General features: G+C 37.5%; 13 protein-coding genes and 1 other RNA gene. 6 read left to right on the forward strand and 8 right to left on the reverse strand.

Annotated features, from left to right (window positions below):
* The first annotated feature begins 72 nt into the window (after positions 1-72).
* The 4 genes from AC0L6O_RS12715 to AC0L6O_RS12730 all read left to right on the forward strand — a co-directional run bounded on the left by AC0L6O_RS12715 (position 73) and on the right by AC0L6O_RS12730 (position 3,931).
* Positions 73-660, forward strand: a complete 588-nt coding sequence (locus tag AC0L6O_RS12715) for a SatD family protein (protein ID WP_473302830.1) — start codon at positions 73-75, stop codon at positions 658-660.
* Positions 657-1,379, forward strand: coding sequence for a DUF3307 domain-containing protein (locus tag AC0L6O_RS12720; RefSeq protein ID WP_473302832.1), 723 nt, complete (start codon positions 657-659; stop codon positions 1,377-1,379). The genes AC0L6O_RS12715 and AC0L6O_RS12720 overlap by 4 nt, the downstream gene beginning before the upstream one ends.
* A 252-nt stretch (positions 1,380-1,631) precedes the next feature.
* Positions 1,632-2,951, forward strand: a complete 1,320-nt coding sequence (locus AC0L6O_RS12725; RefSeq protein ID WP_473302833.1) for a sugar MFS transporter — start codon at positions 1,632-1,634, stop codon at positions 2,949-2,951.
* Positions 2,948-3,931, forward strand: coding sequence for a Gfo/Idh/MocA family protein (locus tag AC0L6O_RS12730; RefSeq protein ID WP_473302834.1), 984 nt, complete (start codon positions 2,948-2,950; stop codon positions 3,929-3,931). The genes AC0L6O_RS12725 and AC0L6O_RS12730 overlap by 4 nt, the downstream gene beginning before the upstream one ends.
* Here AC0L6O_RS12730 and nagA read toward each other — a convergent pair.
* Together nagA and AC0L6O_RS12740 are read right to left on the reverse strand one after the other, a co-directional pair.
* The gene (gene nagA / locus AC0L6O_RS12735) at positions 3,926-5,110 is read right to left on the reverse strand and encodes an N-acetylglucosamine-6-phosphate deacetylase (protein WP_473302835.1); all 1,185 of its coding nucleotides are present in this window, start codon (positions 5,108-5,110) and stop codon (positions 3,926-3,928) included. The genes AC0L6O_RS12730 and nagA overlap by 6 nt on opposite strands.
* Before the next feature lies 1 nt (position 5,111).
* A complete protein-coding gene (locus tag AC0L6O_RS12740; protein WP_473302836.1) occupies positions 5,112-5,879 on the reverse strand; it encodes a glucosamine-6-phosphate deaminase in 768 nt (255 codons plus the stop codon).
* A 335-nt stretch (positions 5,880-6,214) separates the two neighbouring features.
* Between AC0L6O_RS12740 and ssrA the strand changes: the two genes are divergently transcribed.
* Positions 6,215-6,588: a transfer-messenger RNA gene (ssrA, locus tag AC0L6O_RS12745) on the forward strand.
* A gap of 353 nt (positions 6,589-6,941) precedes the next feature.
* Here ssrA and AC0L6O_RS12750 read toward each other — a convergent pair.
* Positions 6,942-8,240 (reverse strand): acetylxylan esterase, encoded by a 1,299-nt coding sequence (locus AC0L6O_RS12750; protein WP_473302838.1) that lies wholly within the window; start codon positions 8,238-8,240, stop codon positions 6,942-6,944.
* Between the two features lie 510 nt (positions 8,241-8,750).
* Here AC0L6O_RS12750 and AC0L6O_RS12755 point away from each other — a divergent pair.
* Positions 8,751-9,590, forward strand: a complete 840-nt coding sequence (locus AC0L6O_RS12755) for an oxidoreductase (protein ID WP_473302840.1) — start codon at positions 8,751-8,753, stop codon at positions 9,588-9,590.
* Positions 9,591-9,648: 58 nt separating this feature from the next.
* On the opposite strand, the gene AC0L6O_RS12760 is transcribed toward AC0L6O_RS12755, so the two are convergent.
* The 5 genes from AC0L6O_RS12760 to AC0L6O_RS12780 all read right to left on the reverse strand — a co-directional run bounded on the left by AC0L6O_RS12760 (position 9,649) and on the right by AC0L6O_RS12780 (position 17,385).
* Positions 9,649-9,930 (reverse strand): DUF427 domain-containing protein, encoded by a 282-nt coding sequence (locus AC0L6O_RS12760; RefSeq protein ID WP_473302842.1) that lies wholly within the window; start codon positions 9,928-9,930, stop codon positions 9,649-9,651.
* An 84-nt stretch (positions 9,931-10,014) separates the two neighbouring features.
* Positions 10,015-10,761, reverse strand: coding sequence for a hypothetical protein (locus tag AC0L6O_RS12765; RefSeq protein WP_473302844.1), 747 nt, complete (start codon positions 10,759-10,761; stop codon positions 10,015-10,017).
* Positions 10,762-10,807: 46 nt separating this feature from the next.
* A complete protein-coding gene (locus AC0L6O_RS12770) occupies positions 10,808-12,415 on the reverse strand; it encodes a glutamate synthase-related protein (RefSeq protein ID WP_473302846.1) in 1,608 nt (535 codons plus the stop codon).
* A gap of 298 nt (positions 12,416-12,713) precedes the next feature.
* The gene (locus AC0L6O_RS12775) at positions 12,714-14,285 is read right to left on the reverse strand and encodes a RagB/SusD family nutrient uptake outer membrane protein (protein ID WP_473302847.1); all 1,572 of its coding nucleotides are present in this window, start codon (positions 14,283-14,285) and stop codon (positions 12,714-12,716) included.
* Between the two features lie 22 nt (positions 14,286-14,307).
* On the reverse strand, positions 14,308-17,385 hold the full coding sequence (locus AC0L6O_RS12780; RefSeq protein ID WP_473302849.1) for a SusC/RagA family TonB-linked outer membrane protein: 3,078 nt from the start codon (positions 17,383-17,385) through the stop codon (positions 14,308-14,310).
* Positions 17,386-17,928: the final 543 nt, after the last annotated feature.

Consider the following 17,928-nt stretch of genomic DNA (forward strand, 5'->3'; position numbering starts at 1 on the left):
CATAAATCATAAATATGCACACAGGAGTGCATAATTGATAATTATGTATATATTTGTACATAATTTAAATAAATGCAGGTTTTAACAGGCGACATTATAGATTCTACAAAGCTCAGCAATGCTGAAAGGAAGGCTATAGCCGCTATTCTGGAAAGCCTTGCCCAAAGCTCCAAAGGGCAATATGATTTCTTTATACGTGGCGACTCTTTTCAAGTAATGTTAGAAACCGATGGACTCACGGAGGCTTTAAAAATCAAGTACCTTTTAAAGTTGAAAACTGGTTTTTCTGTCAGAATTTCTATAGGCATAGGAGAAGTTAACATTTTAGAAGAACGCCTCTCAAATTCTGATGGACCTGCTTTTTGGCTATCTGGACAGGGTTTAGATGCCATGAAAGAGGAAAAGACACTCATTAGCATTCATACATCTGATGATACCAAAAATGCTGAATGGAAGCTTCATTCTGCCACTTTAGACTATTTGGAAAAGACGAATACGCTAAACCAAATAGAGGTGCATTACTGGCTATTGCTGGATAATACGCAGCAAGAAATAGCTGAAGAAATAGGTATTCGCCAGTCCTCGGTAAACCGACGTATAAAAAACTCTGGTTGGAATTTGATTGAAAACATTGTAAGTCATTTTAATCAAACTTTATGAGTCTCACGAATTCAGAAATAAGTCTATTGCTAAAACTGTTTACAGCCCACATGGTGTCTGACTATTTCTTGCAGTTCAGCTCATGGAGTAAAGACAAAGAAATCAACAAAATACGCTCTAAAAAGCTCTATTTACATATTCTAATCACATTCTTAGCTGCTTTGCTCTTTTCTGGAAGCTTTTGGGCCGCTCTATTTATAGGTGTAACGCACTACCTCATAGACCTTGGTAAAATCTACCTCAAAATGAACAGGTTTGTCCTATTCATTATTGACCAAGCACTGCATACCTTAATTCTCCTTATAACCTGGCTATTATTAATTGATGGCTGGCATTGGCTAAAAGAATCTACTATTTGGCTGGTAGATACACCACAAACTTGGATTCTTGTTTTTGCCTATGGCGTCATCACTTTTCCGTTAAGTGTGGTTATCAATATTTTCACAGACAGATGGCGGTCGCAATTAGACCCCGATAGACAAGAATCTTTGCAGAAAGCAGGATTATGGATTGGTGTTTTTGAACGTGTGCTTATTTTGACTTTTATATTAACCAATCAGTTTTCGGCAATGGGCTTCTTGATAGCGACAAAGGCCATTTTGAGGTTTAAAGACACCGAAACTAAACAAATGGAATATGTACTCATAGGTACATTAATGAGCATCACTCCTACCATTCTTTTAGGAATATTAGCTCACTATTTAATTATTTCTTTATAAGCATTTTACCATATAATCCACAGAGTAAATCCTCAATTGACTTACTAAATAATTGAGATTCGAACTTCATCCTATAATTAGTCCTAAATCCCCTCTTCATAGAAACTTTTTCTCTCTTTGAAAAAGAGAAGTCTAAAATTAAATACTGCCTTAATTAACTGTTAAAGCAGGATAGCTAAAGAATATCCGATAATAAACTAAACATTTTAGGCTATATTTAAACTTATTATTTAACCATGTAAATCTTAATAAATGCCTGAAGCCGTTGCAGTAAGCTCTTTGAGCAAAAACGAAACCCGTATATCTATTGCAATAGTCGCAGTAATGTTTTTCATATTTGGATTTGTTTCTTGGATTAATGCTATTTTGATTCCCTATTTTAAAATAGCTTGCGAACTCACTAATTTTCAGGCATACCTTGTAGCATTTGCATTTTATATCTCTTATTTCTTAATCTCAGTTCCCGCTTCTTTTTTATTACAAAGAGTCGGGTTTAAAAAAGGGATAATGCTCGGTTTTTGGATCATGTCGATAGGAGCATTCATCTTTATTCCTGCCGCTTATAGTCGTACTTATTATATCTTTTTGATTGGTTTATTTACCCTTGGTGCCGGTTTGGCCATTTTACAAACTGCCGCAAACCCTTATATCACTATTTTAGGTCCAAAAGAACGAGCTGCTCAGCGAATTAGTATTATGGGGATTTGTAATAAAGCAGCAGGTATACTTGCACCTTTAATCTTTGCTGCTGTAGTTTTAAGAGCAACCGATAGCGACCTATTTCAAAATTTGGCGAGCATGAATGAGATAGATAAAGCTACGGCATTAGACGAACTCATTCAACGTGTAGTTACGCCTTATTTGATAGTGGGAATTGTGCTCTTTTTACTGGGTTTGGGTATTCGTTTTTCACCTTTACCGGAGATTGACACCGATGGAGACACAGATGAACCTAATGATAACAAAACGGCTAAAACAAGTATTTTCCAATTCCCGCATTTGATACTTGGAGCGGTCGCAATTTTCATGCACGTGGGTACACAAGTAATCGCAATAGACACTATTATTGGTTATGCAGCGTCCATGAACATTCAATTAATGGAGGCCAAAGTGTTTCCATCTTATACCCTGGCTACCACTATATGTGGTTACCTTTTAGGAATAGTATTAATGCCCAAAATTATATCTCAAGTTACTGCACTTAGGTTTTGTACTGTATTAGGCTTGATTTTAACGCTTTTAGTGATTTTTACTCATGGTGAGGTTAGTTTTTTAGGAATGAACGCTGATATATCTATCTGGTTTTTGGTTTTAATGGGCTTAGCCAATTCTTTAATTTGGGCAGGTATTTGGCCACTAGCATTAGATGGTTTAGGTAAATTCACCAAACTTGGCTCGTCAATTTTAATAATGATGCTTTGCGGAAATGCTATTATGCCACTGGTTTACGGGCATTTCGCTGATATTTATGATGTGAAGTCAGCCTATTGGGTACTCTTCCCTGCTTATCTTTACTTAGTTTTTTACGCTATAAAAGGGCATCAATTTAGAACATGGAAAATTTCAAAATGAATAAACTTACAAGACGTGATTTTTTTGCACCTGTTTTAGCTGCAAGTGTTGGCTTATCATTTGTAAAAAAGGCCAATACTAGTATGAAGAGTAAGCGTGTCGGAATTATTGGTCTTGACACTTCTCATTCGGTGGCGTTTACCAAATCACTACATAGAGGAGATACAGCTTTTAAGGGCTATAAAGTGGTTGCGGCCTATCCACAAGGTAGTTTGGATATAGTTTCTAGCACAGAAAGAATCCCTGGCTACATAGAAGATGTCAAGAAAATGGGCGTTGAAATTGTAAGCTCAATAAGCGAACTATTGAAAAAAGTCGACGTAGTTTTGTTAGAAACAAACGATGGAAGAAGGCACTTGGAGCAAGCTGTAGAAGTATTCAAAAGTGGAAAAAGAACATTTATTGACAAACCAATTGCGGCATCATTAAAAGATGCACAGGCAATTTTTAAGGCTGCTGACAAATATGGTGTTCCTACTTTTTCGGCATCATCATTAAGGTTTGCCACAGGAATGATGGAAATAAAAAATGGGTCAATTGGTAAGATTTCTGGAGCAGATACCTTTAGTCCAATGAAGTTTGAGAAGACTCACCCAGACTTATTTTGGTATGGAATACATGGGGTAGAAATGCTATTTACGGTCATGGGAACTGGCTGTAAAAGCGTACAAAGAACCATTGGCGAAGACCAAGAAGTAGTTACCGGAATCTGGAAAGATGGCCGTATAGGTACATTTAGAGGCATAAAAAAAGGGAAACAAAGTTATGGTGGTACCGCCTTTGGCGAAACTGGCATAAGCCCACTTGGGCCGTATAACGGTTATGACCCACTTTTAATAGAAATTATTAATTTCTTCGAAACTGGAATATCTCCTGTAGACAAAAATGAGACACTTGAAATGTGTGCATTCATGATGGCGGCAGACGAAAGCAAGAAAAAAGGAGGAGCAGCGGTTAGTTTGAAAGAAGTTGGTTTATAAACTATAAACCACGCTTCCTTCTACCATGGTCATTTTGATATTAATTTCTTCATCAAAAATTAGAATATCGGCATCTTTACCAACTTCTAAAGAGCCTTTTTGAGCATTAACTTTCATAATTCTTGCTGGGGTAAGGCTTGCCATTTCTATGGTTTCCAGCATAGGTACTTCAGCCATGTTGAGCATTGTTCTTACCAATCTATCAAACGTAGACACACTACCTGCAAATGAACTTCTATCGGGCATTTTGGCCACGCCTTCCTCTACCAGAACTTCGACACCGTTTTTGTAACCGCCTAGTAAAGAATTACCCTCAGGCATAGCTGCAGCACGCATACTGTCTGTTATAAGTGCTGTTCTTTTTGGGCCTTTAATCTTGTAAATAAGCTTAAGTAGTGGAGCCGGTAAATGTGAGCCATCAGCAATAATCTCCACATCCATATCATCTATTAGGTATCCAGCTTCTACCACACCAGCATAGCGGTATGTATTACGACGTGTAACCCCAAGCATGGCAGAATAAAAGTGAGTTGCCAACGTATAACCATTATGAAATGCTTCTTCAGCTTCTTCATAAATGGCATCTGTATGTGCTATAGCCGCAAGAATATTGTTTTCTGTCAAGTATTTCCCAAACTCCATTGCACCAGGTAATTCAGGAGCAGCACTCCATCTTTTGATACTCTTATAGTTTGCAATAAGTTCTTTGTACTCTTTTTCATCAGGATTTCGGATAAATCGTGGGTCTTGAGCTCCCCTTTGACTCATAGCGAAATATGGCCCTTCTAAATGGATTCCCAATAGAGATGCTCCTTTCTTGTTTTGCTCCTTCGCTTTTTCAAATGAATTTAAAGTAGCTTCCAAGTCTTCTGGCTCAGCAGTCAAGGTAGTTGGGAACATGGCTGTTGTGCCAAATCTGGCATGGGTTTCGGCAACAGTTAAAAAGGCTTCTGGCGTACCATCCATAAAGTCACTGCCACCGCCACCATGGACGTGTATATCAATAAATCCAGGAGAAATGTATTGGCCTTTGGCATCAATTTCCATGGCCTCTGGAAATTCTGGATTGCCCTGTTCTATTCCAATTATTTTACCATCAGAAACAAGAACAGATGCTTGTTCTAAAATTGCTTCTGGCGTGATTACTTTGCCGTTAACTATTTTTATTCTTGACGACATGCTATGCTATTTTTGATTTTGCTAAAATACTTTCAGGCAAAAGACTCGCAGCATTCTTATCTAAGAAATACTCACAATTAGCGTGAGTGAGTAAAATGCTAGCGGGATGAAGATTACTAACTTCTCCATTCAAGCAATCTTTAACTGCTTCTGCTTTTCTAGTATCAGGAACGGAACAAATTAGATGCTTCGTTTTCATTATTTGCTTAATAGACATACTAATTGCTTGTTTTGGCACAGCATCAAAGCTTTCAAACCAACCTTCGCCAAACTGCTGCTGACGACAAGCATCGTCCAAATCGACAACGATGTAAGACTCTTCTGTCTCAAAGTCAGCTGGGGGATCATTAAAGGCCAAATGTCCATTTTCACCAAAGCCTACGAATGCTAAATCAATAGGATGTTGTTCAATTAATTCACCAAGTCGCTGACATTCTTTTTCACCATCCACTTCTCCATCAATTAATACTACTTTTTTAAAGCTTGGTTTAATCACATTAATAACTCTATCTAAAAGGTACTTTCTAAAACTTGCTGGGTGTGAAAGTGGCAAACCTAAATATTCATCAAGATGGAACATGGTTACTTTATCCCAAGCAATATCTTTTTCTGAAAGTACTTGCTTAAGCACATCAAACTGACTTGCACCAGTTGCCAGGATAATATTTGCTTCACCCCGTTCGGCAATTGTATTTCTAAGGATTTCTGCGGCTCTTTTTCCAGCTGATACTCCCATTTCTTCTGGAGTATTGAATATTGATAGATTCATGGTTGAATTGGGTTTTAATCTTTAAGAATGTTTAATGATTGTAGAGAATTATAAAAATAAACATTTCAACACAACTAGTCCTAAAGCAGTGCCCTAAATGAAAAAGGAATCCTCAAATAGCTGTACAAATTATTCAGAAAATACATCAGCAGTATGAATAAGGCTATCCTTACAATTCAAAGACACCGAAACCAAGTAAATGGAATATGTACTAATAGGTACAATTGTGAGCATCACTCCTATTATCCTTTTAGGAATATTAGCCCACTATTTAATAATTTCTTTATAAGTGGGAACTTTAAAAGCGTTTTATCGTTAATAGGTTGCAACGCAATGGGGCTGACTGGTTTTGACGGCGTGAAGCTCATGCGAGTATAAGCATGTATGGAGTTGGTAGAACCTCCATTTAAAAATTCTTCTAAACAACAAGAGGCAATACTCAGTATGCCATGGCTGCTTAATCTAGTATAGATTAACCATTCGCCACATCTCTCTCCTGCTAACCTCTGCCGCGGGGGAATCAGAGGTGTCGACACGTAGAGGCGTTTAATGGCGGTTTTCTTACCATTAAATAGTATCGGAGGAAATAAGGATTGAATTTGGTATGTCGGACGGCTTCTCAATCTCGAAAAACAAGACCGAATAAACATGTAGAAGGCTCGACATCGGCCATGTTCGGACCAGGGTTCGAATCCCTGCAGCTCCACAAGATAAAACCTCAATTAACTTATTACTAAGTAGTTGAGGTTTTTTATTTGCTATTTAGCCCGTATTTAGCCCATAAATGATAATGACTAAGCCTTTTAAAGAAAACCAAGAGCTTAAAAAAAATTACCATACTCAACATTAAGGGTAGCTGATTAGCTACAAATATCGCTCTCTAAAAAACAGCAAACGCACTTCTTATACAGCAATGAGGTAACAATCTCTCCTCCCGTAGAGCCTTAGTGTACAACTTAACAGGCTAGAACGCATAAAGAAAAACCGCCGTCTCGATAAATATATTCTCAACGGCGGTTAGATAAATGGCTAAGTGAGCGGATAACATATATTCACTTTATACTATTTTACCAGCTTGAGTTTTCCGAAAAGCCATTTGTCTCTCATTTCATTTTGTTCTGGAAATGTCCAATGCAATGTTTCTTGAAATACATGAAGTTCTTTTTCAGACTTGAGGACATTATATGCAGAATAAGTTGAAGTTGGAGGGCAAACATTGTCGTTATAGCCCCAGCTGTACCATCCTGGCACTTTCACAAATCGAGCGAAATTTACCACATCAAAGTATTTTGATGTCTCTACCTTTTCTGGTCTATTGGTGAAATCGTCTGTGAATATTTGTGGCCAACCTCCCGCTCTATTGTGCAAAAAGCCTGTCATATCTGACAGTGCAGGGTAAAAAGCTGCCAAATAACTGATGCGACTGTCTAAACTTGCAGTAATGATTGAAAGTGCTCCGCCTTGGCTTCCTCCAGTAACCCCAATATTTACCCCATCAAAACTATCAAGCCCAAACATGAAATCTACCGCCCTTACACAGCCAAGATAAACACGCTTGTAATAGGCTTTATCTTTATCATCCAGATTGATGCCCCAATAGTCTTTCAATGCACCTTGCTTTAGATTATCATAAACACTCGGGTCAAGATTTACCGGTATGCCATGAATACCAATAGTAAAGGAAATGAAGCCTTTCTCTGCTTCTGATACCACACCATAATATGGACGAACTCCAGCACCAGGAACATGCAAGATTGCTGGATATTTACCTTCCCTTTTCGGAGTACATAAAATACCATAAATTTTGCCATGAATGTTGTCTAATTCTACGTGGTAAACATTGACTTTGGCGGTACACCTTTCTGGCATTAATGTCAATATTGGATTAACAGGTACGTTTGCCAAGTCTTTTTTTCCTTTATTCCAAAACGCTTCAAAGTCTGCAGGCAAGGTAGTGGTTGGTTGAATTTTCTCTGGAGAAAAACCCGCCGTTGCAAAAGAGGAGTACGTCTTTCCATCAACTTCTACAGTTGCCGTGCAGCGAAGAAAGCCGGGTTCTTTAAATTTTTTGGCCTTTATTTTGGTTGTTTTATTACTAAGTACAAAACTCCCTTCATCCCATATCTCAACTATCCGATAGCCTGGGTCGGGTTGTACTGTATACTTAATTTCAACTCCCTCAAGTGGCACGTTATTTCTTAAAGCCGTAATGGTAAATTCTGCCCTTTCTCCCACTTCATAGGTCCAGTCGGCATGGTTCGGTGTTACAATTACCTTAACTAGTTGTTCACGGGGTTGTGCATCTGCATGACTATAAAATGCTAGTGCTAATAATACTGATAAAAAGAATTTGAGTTTCATTTACAATTTGTTTTTAATGCTTCAATATGGTTGAATTTAAAATATCACGTTTTTGCGTGACTCTAAGCTAAGAGATTTTTAATTGCCTTAAAATCATATAGCAGAAACATGAGTGTAAATTGTGGATATTTTCTTGCCAGTATATTCTCAGAGATTTTGTTTTGGCGTAAATCAGTGCAAATATCCGTGACTTGTAGGTAGGTTTACTCGGAAGCAACATTCAAATGTTTAATATCGATAGAAGCTGCTTGATCGCAAACAGGATAATTTTCGTTATTCCTATTGATAATGATCAATTTTAGGTTTTAACGACGGGCTTAATTGTTTCATTAGAACCTTATTATTAGGTATAGTTTAAATTTAAGAAAAGAACAAAATAAATTAAAGCTATCATTTTATATAGATTTAGCCCCTTTATAGGGCTCTAATGCCCCAAATAAGAGCAAATCTTTTAGTAACTTGTAAAAACAAATGTTTCAGTTTCTTTTACACGATATCAATAAAACAAAAATGAGTACAGAAAAAAAAGTATGGTTTATTACTGGTGTATCATCAGGATTAGGAAAACAGTTGGCTAAAGAGGTGTTATCACAAGGGCAAATTGTGGTAGGAACTTTTAGAAAACAAGCTCAAGTAGAGGCGTTTAATAATGAAAACCCAGGAAGTTCTTTTGGAGTACTTATAGATGTGGCTTCTACAGAAATGATTATTGATGGTGTTAAAACCATTTTTGACAAATTTGGGAAGATTGATGTAGTGGTCAATAATGCCGGTTATGGCGTTATGGGCAGTATTGAAGAGATTTCTGACGAAGAAGTTAGAAGACAATTTGAAGTAAACGTTTTTGGTGTTTTAACCACTATTAGAGCGGTATTGCCTGAAATGCGTAAGCAACGTTCTGGTCATATTATCAATATAACTTCTATAGCAGGGCGTATAGGCTCTCAAGGTTTAGGAATTTACAACGGTTCTAAGTTTGCTTTAGAAGGTATTGGTGAAGCTTTGGCAGCAGAGTTAAAGCCACTAAACATTAAGGTAACCAATGTAGAGCCTGGTCCGTTTAGAACAGAATGGGCAGGAAGTTCAGCTGCTTATGATAATACTAAGATTGAAGATTACGAAAGCACGGTAGGCGAGCGTATAAGAGGTTTACAAGGTTTGAATGGAAATCAGCCTGGCGACCCAGCTAAAGCAGCAGCGGCTATTTATAAATTAGCTCAGCTAGAAGAGGCTCCTGTGCATTTACCATTAGGGAAAATAGCTTATGATGTTTTCGGGAATGTGAATAACGGCTTAATAGCAGAGTTAGCTAAGTTTGAAAGCTTAGGTAAACCATGTGATTTCGAATAAGCTATTTTAGGCTTTCTAGATTTTAAGAAAAACCGCCTTTCGGGCGGTTTTTCTTATTTTAAACGACCTCTACTCCTCTCCAAAAAGCCACATAGCCTTTTATGCCTTTGGCCAATTCTGAAGTTTCTGGGTAATACCAAGCGGCGTCATTATTCGTTTTTCCGTTTACTTCCAAATCGTAATAAGAAGCTACACCTTTCCAGTGACATGTGGTGTGCGTTTCATTTTCTTTGAAAAACTCTTTTTTGATGGAGCTCGGCGGAAAATAATGGTTTCCTTCTATTACTACCGTTTCATCGCTTTCTGCTATGACCACATTATTCCATTTAGCTGTTTTCATTTTGCTGTTTCTTTTAGTTTCCCTAATAAACGCATTTACGCTACACTAGGATTTTAAAGACTTCAATCTATACTGACATTGAACCTAAACATTCTCTTTAAATGCAGTTTTAGCTTGATTAAGGAAACTTTCTACATCCTCTTCTGCAACACCAGTTGATTTCAATGTACCTCCATTCCAATCTGAATGCCATGAACCTACTGTCAATTTTGGTAAGTTTTTAGCCTCAATGGCACTTCCATCTTTATAGCCAGCCACATAAAAGTAAAGCTCATTTTCCAAGGAATCTGGAATAGCCAAACCTGCTCCCAAAAAGAGAGCGTCGCTTAGTTTAGTATAAATACCAATATCAAAGTGATGTGGCCAGACTCTAATTTCAGAGGTCAATTGATTCTCCTTCAAAAATGAACTCATAGCATTTTGAGCCAAAGTAAACTTGGCAGCAACCTCTTTCATTTCGTTCAAATCAAAGACATATTGATAACTAGGTTCTATTTGCGGATAATCCAACTCATAGCTGTAAGAGAAAACATAAGGCTTCGCCAAACCTATCTTCTTGCTTGTGGCTGTAAGCCACATCAATATTTCTTGATGCGTATGCTTTCTCACATCAATTATTTCTGGGGTTCCATCCCATGTCAAATTGCCTGTCTCAAAATTGAGCGTTAGCGTACTCCCACTGCCCAAATCTCTCGTCTCCAAGCTATTCCTTTCCTCATTCCAAGCTAAATTAGATTGGCTATCATCATCTTTAGTTGGTAAAAAACTCTTGCCAGCGGCAGATAAATACTGAGCTGCTAAATGAATATTCTTAATACTTTCTTTCATCATTCTAATTTTTAAAATCTAGGCTATTTTTCGATATAACAAGTTATTTTTATCCTAAACCAGCATATTTAATACCTGTTAACTTGTGCATTTCATAATCTAAGGTGCTCAAATCCTCTTTTTCAAACTTCCCAATATCATCATGACCACAAGAGCGAGCTATCACCTTCATGAGGTCGTTTGTGGCTGTAAAGAAGTTATAAAGTTGCTTGGCTGAACTTTGAATAATTAGCCTACTTCTAAGATTCTCTTTTTGCGTAGCTATACCTACGGGACAATTATTAGTACCGCAAGCTCTCATACCCAAACAACCAATGGCTTGAAGAGCAGAATTTGAAACAGCCACAGCATCGGCCCCCATCATTAATGCCTTGGCAAAGTCTTCCGCCACACGCAAACCGCCTGTTATTATTAAGGTCACATCGGTAGCACCAGACTCATCTAAAAACTTTCTAGCCCTAGCCAATGCAGGGATGGTAGGCACATTAATATTATCTCGAAGAACTTTGGGGGCAGAACCCGTTCCACCACCTCGTCCGTCCAAAATGATGTAATCAACACCTACATCTAGAGCAAATTTAATGTCCTCTTCTACCCTACTAGCCGCTATTTTAAAACCTACTGGAATGCCGCCCGTTCTAACGCGAACTTCATTGGCAAAATCTCTAAAATCTTGTACGGTAAACATATCTGGAAATGCCGCTGGAGAAATAGCCGTTTCTCCTTCTTTTAGCCCTCTCACTCTTGCTATATCTTTGGTCACTTTATTTCCTGGCAAATGACCTCCTGTGCCTGTTTTAGCACCCTGACCACCTTTAAAGTGGAAAGCTTGGGCTTTTTTGACCTTTTCCCATGAAAAACCAAATTTGGCCGAGGCTAACTCATAAAAGTATCTAGAATTGCTTTCTTGCTCCTCTTCCAGCATTCCACCTTCACCACTACAGATTCCCGTTCCTGCCATTTCTGCACCTTTTGCTAAGGCAATTTTTGCTTCCTTTGACAAGGCTCCAAAACTCATATCAGAAACAAAAATGGGCTTATCAAGCCTTAAAGGTTTCTTTGCTTTTTTTCCTATCACTACTTTGGTACGCACGTCCTCTTCGTCAAGAAGTGGTCTCTTAGCCAATTGAGCAGGAAGAAACTGAATATTCTCCCATTTAGGCAACAGATTTCTATCAACGCCCATTGAGGCCGACGGCCCATGATGTCCATGTTTTGAAAGTCCGTTTTTAGCTAGGTCTTGTATGTAGCCAGTATAGGGCTCGGTGGATTCTGGATGCGTATCGGCATACTCTCCTAAATAGGCATCTCTATTAAAAGGTTGAGGATATTTGGTTAAATAATCATTGATTTCTCCTTCATCTGCACATACCCAACCTTCGCTTATTTCTGTTTGAAAACTATGAAGGGCTTCTTCATTATTATACTCACTAACTCCTGTATCTAATCTATAATCCCAGCCATGAAGCCCACACATTAAGTTATGACCGTCCACATAACCATCTGACATTAAAGCACCTCTGTGAAGGCAACGTCCATATAATAATGAAATTTTATCGTCGAATTTGGTTAGCACTAGGTCTAAACCATTGACCTCTTTATGAACGGGCGTTCTATCGGTCAAATCGCTTAAAAGGCAGAGTTTTACTTTTTTCATGTCTATAAAATTAATGTTACCCATAATACCGAAATTTAGCGGTACAACAAAAAGTGAATCACTTTCGGCTTGCTGGAACTAAAAGAACGAAAATTCGGCTGCTCTGGATTTATTTTCTTTAAAGTCGCTTTTGCCTAAATACCAGTTTTAGCGTTAGAATGATTTACCAAGTGCTGGCAAAATCAAAGGTTTGAGCATATCAAAAAACTGATTAATAAGCTATTAAAACAAAAAAAGAATCCATCTCGAAAAGAGATGGATTCTAAGGCCATTTAGATAGGTTAGGTAAACCTATTTTTTAGTTGTAACCCGGATTGTGTTTAAAATTCGGATTAGCATCAATTTCATTTTGAGGAACATCAATGTATTCTCTACCTGGCTGATATGCACCAGTTCCACTGCTAGAAGATTTAAGTTCTGGATGGTCTACTAGTCTTTCTTTGACTAATCCCCATCTTAATAAATCGTGATATCTAGTTCTTTCTAAAGAAAGCTCTTTTACACGCTCATCTTCTATGTCTTTCATGGTCATTGACAAGTCAAGTGCTGGCATATTTGCACGTGCTCTTACCAAATTCACTGCATCTACAGCCGCTTGCGTAGCTGCTCCACCATTCCAGCCACCTATTTCTGCCTCTGCATACATTAGAAGAACATCCGCGTAACGCATTAATCTTAAATTGTTTCCAGACTGGTGCCATCCTTCAGCTTGAGAACCAGTATAACCTTTTTTCACATCAAGGTGCTTGCTAGCATAAATGGTGTTTCTACCATCATTATAAACATCCTTATAAGATTTGTCCAAATAAGTGCTTGACTTTAACTCTCTACCTCTATATGTAGTGGTTTCGTCTGTATCCCAAAACAAAGTTTCAAACGCACGTGGGTCTACTTGCCCATCCACTGTTTTCTCATCTAAGAAAAGGTCCAATGTCCATTTGTTGATTTGCATTCCATCTTGACCAGTAAATCCTGCTGGCGATAAATCTGGATGAAAGGCTGCTCCTTTACCTGTTCCAGCTGCATCTCCACCCCAACCTTGGTTTCCGTCTGCTATAAACTGAATTTCAAAAATTGACTCAGAATTATTCTCTGTATCTTCTGAAAAGTTATCTCCATAGTCTTCTGTTAGTGTATATTCACCACTGTCTATCACTTTTTTAAGTTCTACTTTGGCATTATTATAATCTTCTAGGTACAAATAAGCTTTGCCTAAGAAAGATGTAGCTGCACCCCAAGTAGCTCTTCCTAAATTAGCCGAATCCCAATCCTTTGGTAACAAACCTTGTGCTGCTTTAAAATCAGAAACTACTTGATTCCAAGTTTCTTCTGGAGCCGCTTGAGAAATAGCTTCTGGGTCTGCTATTTCTGAGAAAGGAAGTGTAATTAAAGGTACATTTCTCCAATTATTAACCAATTGGAAATAATGATATCCTCTTAAAAAATGAGCCTCCCCTATGATAGCATCCTTCATTGACTGGTCCATTTCTATGTTTGGCACATTAAAAATTACCTCATTTGCTCTAGTTATGGCCTGATAATGTGTACTCCACACCCAAAAAGTACCATTACTAGTAGACACACCATTAAATGCACCTACAGCAGTTCTTTCTGAAGTTCCGTATGCGTTTACCACATCATCACGATAATCTGAAACAAAAATCTCAAATCGTGAGTAGTTCCAAATGTGTGTAAATGGGCTATACGCTCCTAAAATCCCCTTTGTAGCATCTTCTGATGTTTTCCAAAACGACTTTGGCGTAATGGCGTTAGGGTTACTTTGCTCTAATATATCTTCATTACAGGAGTAGAAAATTCCCGTACTGAGCAGCATAAACATTGCTGATGTTATTTTCCAATTTATTTTCATAATCTTATTTTTCAATTCTTTATTAAAAATTAACCTGTAGTCCTATTTGATAATTTTTCGGCATAGGATAGGCTCCTTCATCTACTCCTGCATTAAATAACCTTGGGTTACTTCTAGAGTTACTACCAACCTCAGGATAATATCCGGTGTATTTCGTTAGAGTAAATAGGTTTTGAGCTGTTACATAAAGTCTGGCACTTGTCATTCCTATTTTTGCCAATGCATCATTAGAAATTCTATAACCTACTTGAACATTTTTAAGTCTAAAGAAAGAACCATCCTCTAAATAGTAGTCAGAAAATCTTCTGTTAAAACCTGGGTCAGTTTGCGTATTTCTTGGTATATCAGTATTGGTATTTGATGGTGTCCATCCGTTTAAGGCATTTGCCAAATAGTTACCTTCTGTATCAAAATAACCTCTGTATCTTGTTCCATTCAATATTTCGTTTCCGGCTACACCGTCAAAAAGGAACGTCATGTCAAAGTTTTTATACTCCCCATTAAAGTTCAAACCATATATCACACCTGGTGAAGGATTTCCAATATAAGTTTGGTCATCATTATCCACTTTGCCATCACCGTTAATGTCTTGGAACTTCAAATCTCCTGCTCTTGGCTGGTTAAAATCATTGGCCGCTAAGGCTTCCTCATCTGTCTGATAAATACCATCCGTTAAAAATCCAAAAAACGCTCCAATAGGATGTCCTACGTCTGTTTTAGTAGATTTTAAACCATTTGAAGTAAACTGACCTTGAATAATTGGCGTAGCTCTACCTAAAGCCGTAACCTCATTTTTCAGCGTAGTAAAGTTGGCACTTACAGAGTATTTAAAGTCTTTACCAAAGTTGTCATAATAATTAGCCTGAAATTCAAAACCATTGTTTTTAATACTTGCTGTATTAAACGGAACTGCATTTCCAAAACCTGTATAAAGTGGTAAAGAAAGAGCTACTAAAACGTCTTCAGAGTTCTTAATGAAATAATCCATTGTAAACTGAAGCTTGTTTTGAAGCATATTAAAGTCTAAACCAATATCTGTAGTCTTCGTAGTTTCCCAGGTAATATTTGGATTCACACCTTTTGTGATAGAGTATCCTTGATAACGTGTTTGACCTGCACCAATGATATAGTCAGAGTTAAGGTTTAATTCTGGGTCAATAGCGTACGCATTCACGTTATTTGAACCAATAGCACCATAACTAGCTCTTAATTTCAGATTACTGATAGCCGTTACATTTTGCATGAAAGACTCATTGCTAATATTCCAACCTAATGCGGCAGAAGGGAAAGTACCCCATCTTAAATCTTCTCTAAATAAAGAAGAACCATCTCTTCTTAAAGTAGCAGTAAGCAGATACTTATCATCAATAGTTACGTTGGCACGTCCAAAATAAGATAGAAGACCGGTTTCATAAGCATTAGAAGGAGCCTGAGCTCTGTCAGATGCTGCAGATGCCACGCGAATATCATTACTTGGGAAATTTCTAGCCACAATTCCTAGAGAACGGCCTTTACTTACTTGCGAAGAATAACCAGCCAGAAGGTCAACTTGAGCTTTACCTACATTCTTAAAGTAATTTAAAGTATGCTCTGTCAAAAGAGATAAATAGTTAGAATTACTCTCGCTTAGCTCTGCAAAAGGCTTATTTCCTAATGGCGTTTCATTGAATTTATACTTCGGTGTAAATGTATAATTGTTTGAATTAGACATATCTACACCTACATTAAACCTGTACTTAAGCCCATCTATTATTTCTAAAGTAGCATCTAAGTTACCCAATAGACCATTACTTGTTACCGTTCTATCTTCAATAGTGGCTAGCCCTAATGAATTAATCAAATTTCCTACTCCAGAAAAGTTACCTAAACTTATAGTTTGTCCTGCTGGTACGTTAGTTCCAGTGAACTCGCCGTTCTCATCATAAATAGGAACAGTAGGAATTTGGTCTCTTTCACGAGAGAAATAGTTGTTAGGGTTATTTACCGAACGATTCACACCAAGCGTTTGCTGTAGTTTGAACCTTCCTTTTGTATAACTTGAGTTAACTCTAAGGTTTGTACGTGAAAAATCGGACTCCTTTACTATACCCACTTGCTCCATATGATTAATAGAGAAATTCATGGTTGTGTTTTCAGAACCACCACCTATACTTAAACCAATATTAGACATTGGAGCAGTTCTTAAGCTTTCACGCTGAATATCAGAATCAACATTAGGGTTAAACTGAGCATCATTTGAAGGGAATCTTGGATTTCCATCATTATCTCTAGCTCTATTTACAATGTCTGCATACTCTCTAGCATTTGCCCAATCTATCAAATTAGCCGCTTTCTGAATGCCAGTGCTTGCGTTAAAATTGATAGTCATATCGCCACTTCTCCCCTTTTTAGTAGTAATGATTATAACACCATTAGCGGCTCTAGAACCATAAATAGCTGTAGCAGAGGCATCTTTAAGTACAGATACACTTTCTATATCCTGAGGATTCAAAGAACCCATTCCGCCCGTAAGCATTCCATCAATTACATATAAAGGACCTGCATCTGAAAGTGTTCCAGAACCTCTAATCGTAATTTTCATAGGAGAATCAGGAGAACCACCTTGAGGCGAAACTTGTACACCCGCCATTCTACCTTGAAGTGTTCCTGCGGCGTTTGAAGTAGCAAACTTGCCCAATTCCTCTGCATCTACAGAACTCACAGAACCGGTCATGTCACTTTTTTTCTGACTACCATAACCAATTACTACTACTTCATTAAGAGCGTTAGCATCTTCTGCAAGAACTACATTTATGATAGATTGATTTCCTACCGCTATTTCTTGGTCTATAAAACCGATGTAGCTAAAAATCAATTTGGCATCAGAGCCACTCACACTAATTTTAAAGTTCCCTTCTAAATCTGTCATTACACCATTACTAGTTCCGCTCTGAAGCACACTAGCACTAGGCAAACCAGACTTATCAGTAGCAGATGTAATCTTACCAGTAACTTGTCTAGACTGCCCGTAAGACTGTCCAATAAATAAACTCATGAGAATAGCGGTCAATGGTACCACTTTCATCCAGAGCTTTCGAAATTCATGTAATTTTCTACGCATAGTAAAGAATATTTTGGTTGTTTTTTAAATCTGAGTCAACTCTCCTACTGTTTATCATCTGTCTCAAAGCATGAGAAGCAGATACAGTATTATGGAGAAGAATCAACTATACAAAATTCTATTATTTATAAGAATCAGTCTATTCATGAAAAAGCATAAGGCAATACTATTTTGTCATCAAGGTAGATGAAGGACAAATTGAACTTAAACTAGAAGTTAATGTACATTATATATGTACATTGCTGTAGGCATGGAATGGAGGAAAAACTCCTTTATTATTAGTCAAAGTGACCAAAAGGCACATAGAAGTTAATTTTATACTATTTACCGTTATAAAAATATCATAAATAGCAAAAAGTATGCTTTATTCTTAAACCGTCTATAAAATGGGTAGAATTATATTGAATTCAAAATACAAAAAATGGTAATATTAATTTGACACCTTTCAGCTCCTTTACCTCATAAAATAGTACCAGTTATAAATCAACTGAAACAGTATGAGCCAATTTAGTATTAGATTTTACTCATTTGGTTCAATATCCT

Source organism: Arcticibacterium sp. GJ41-1, assembly GCF_055808875.1.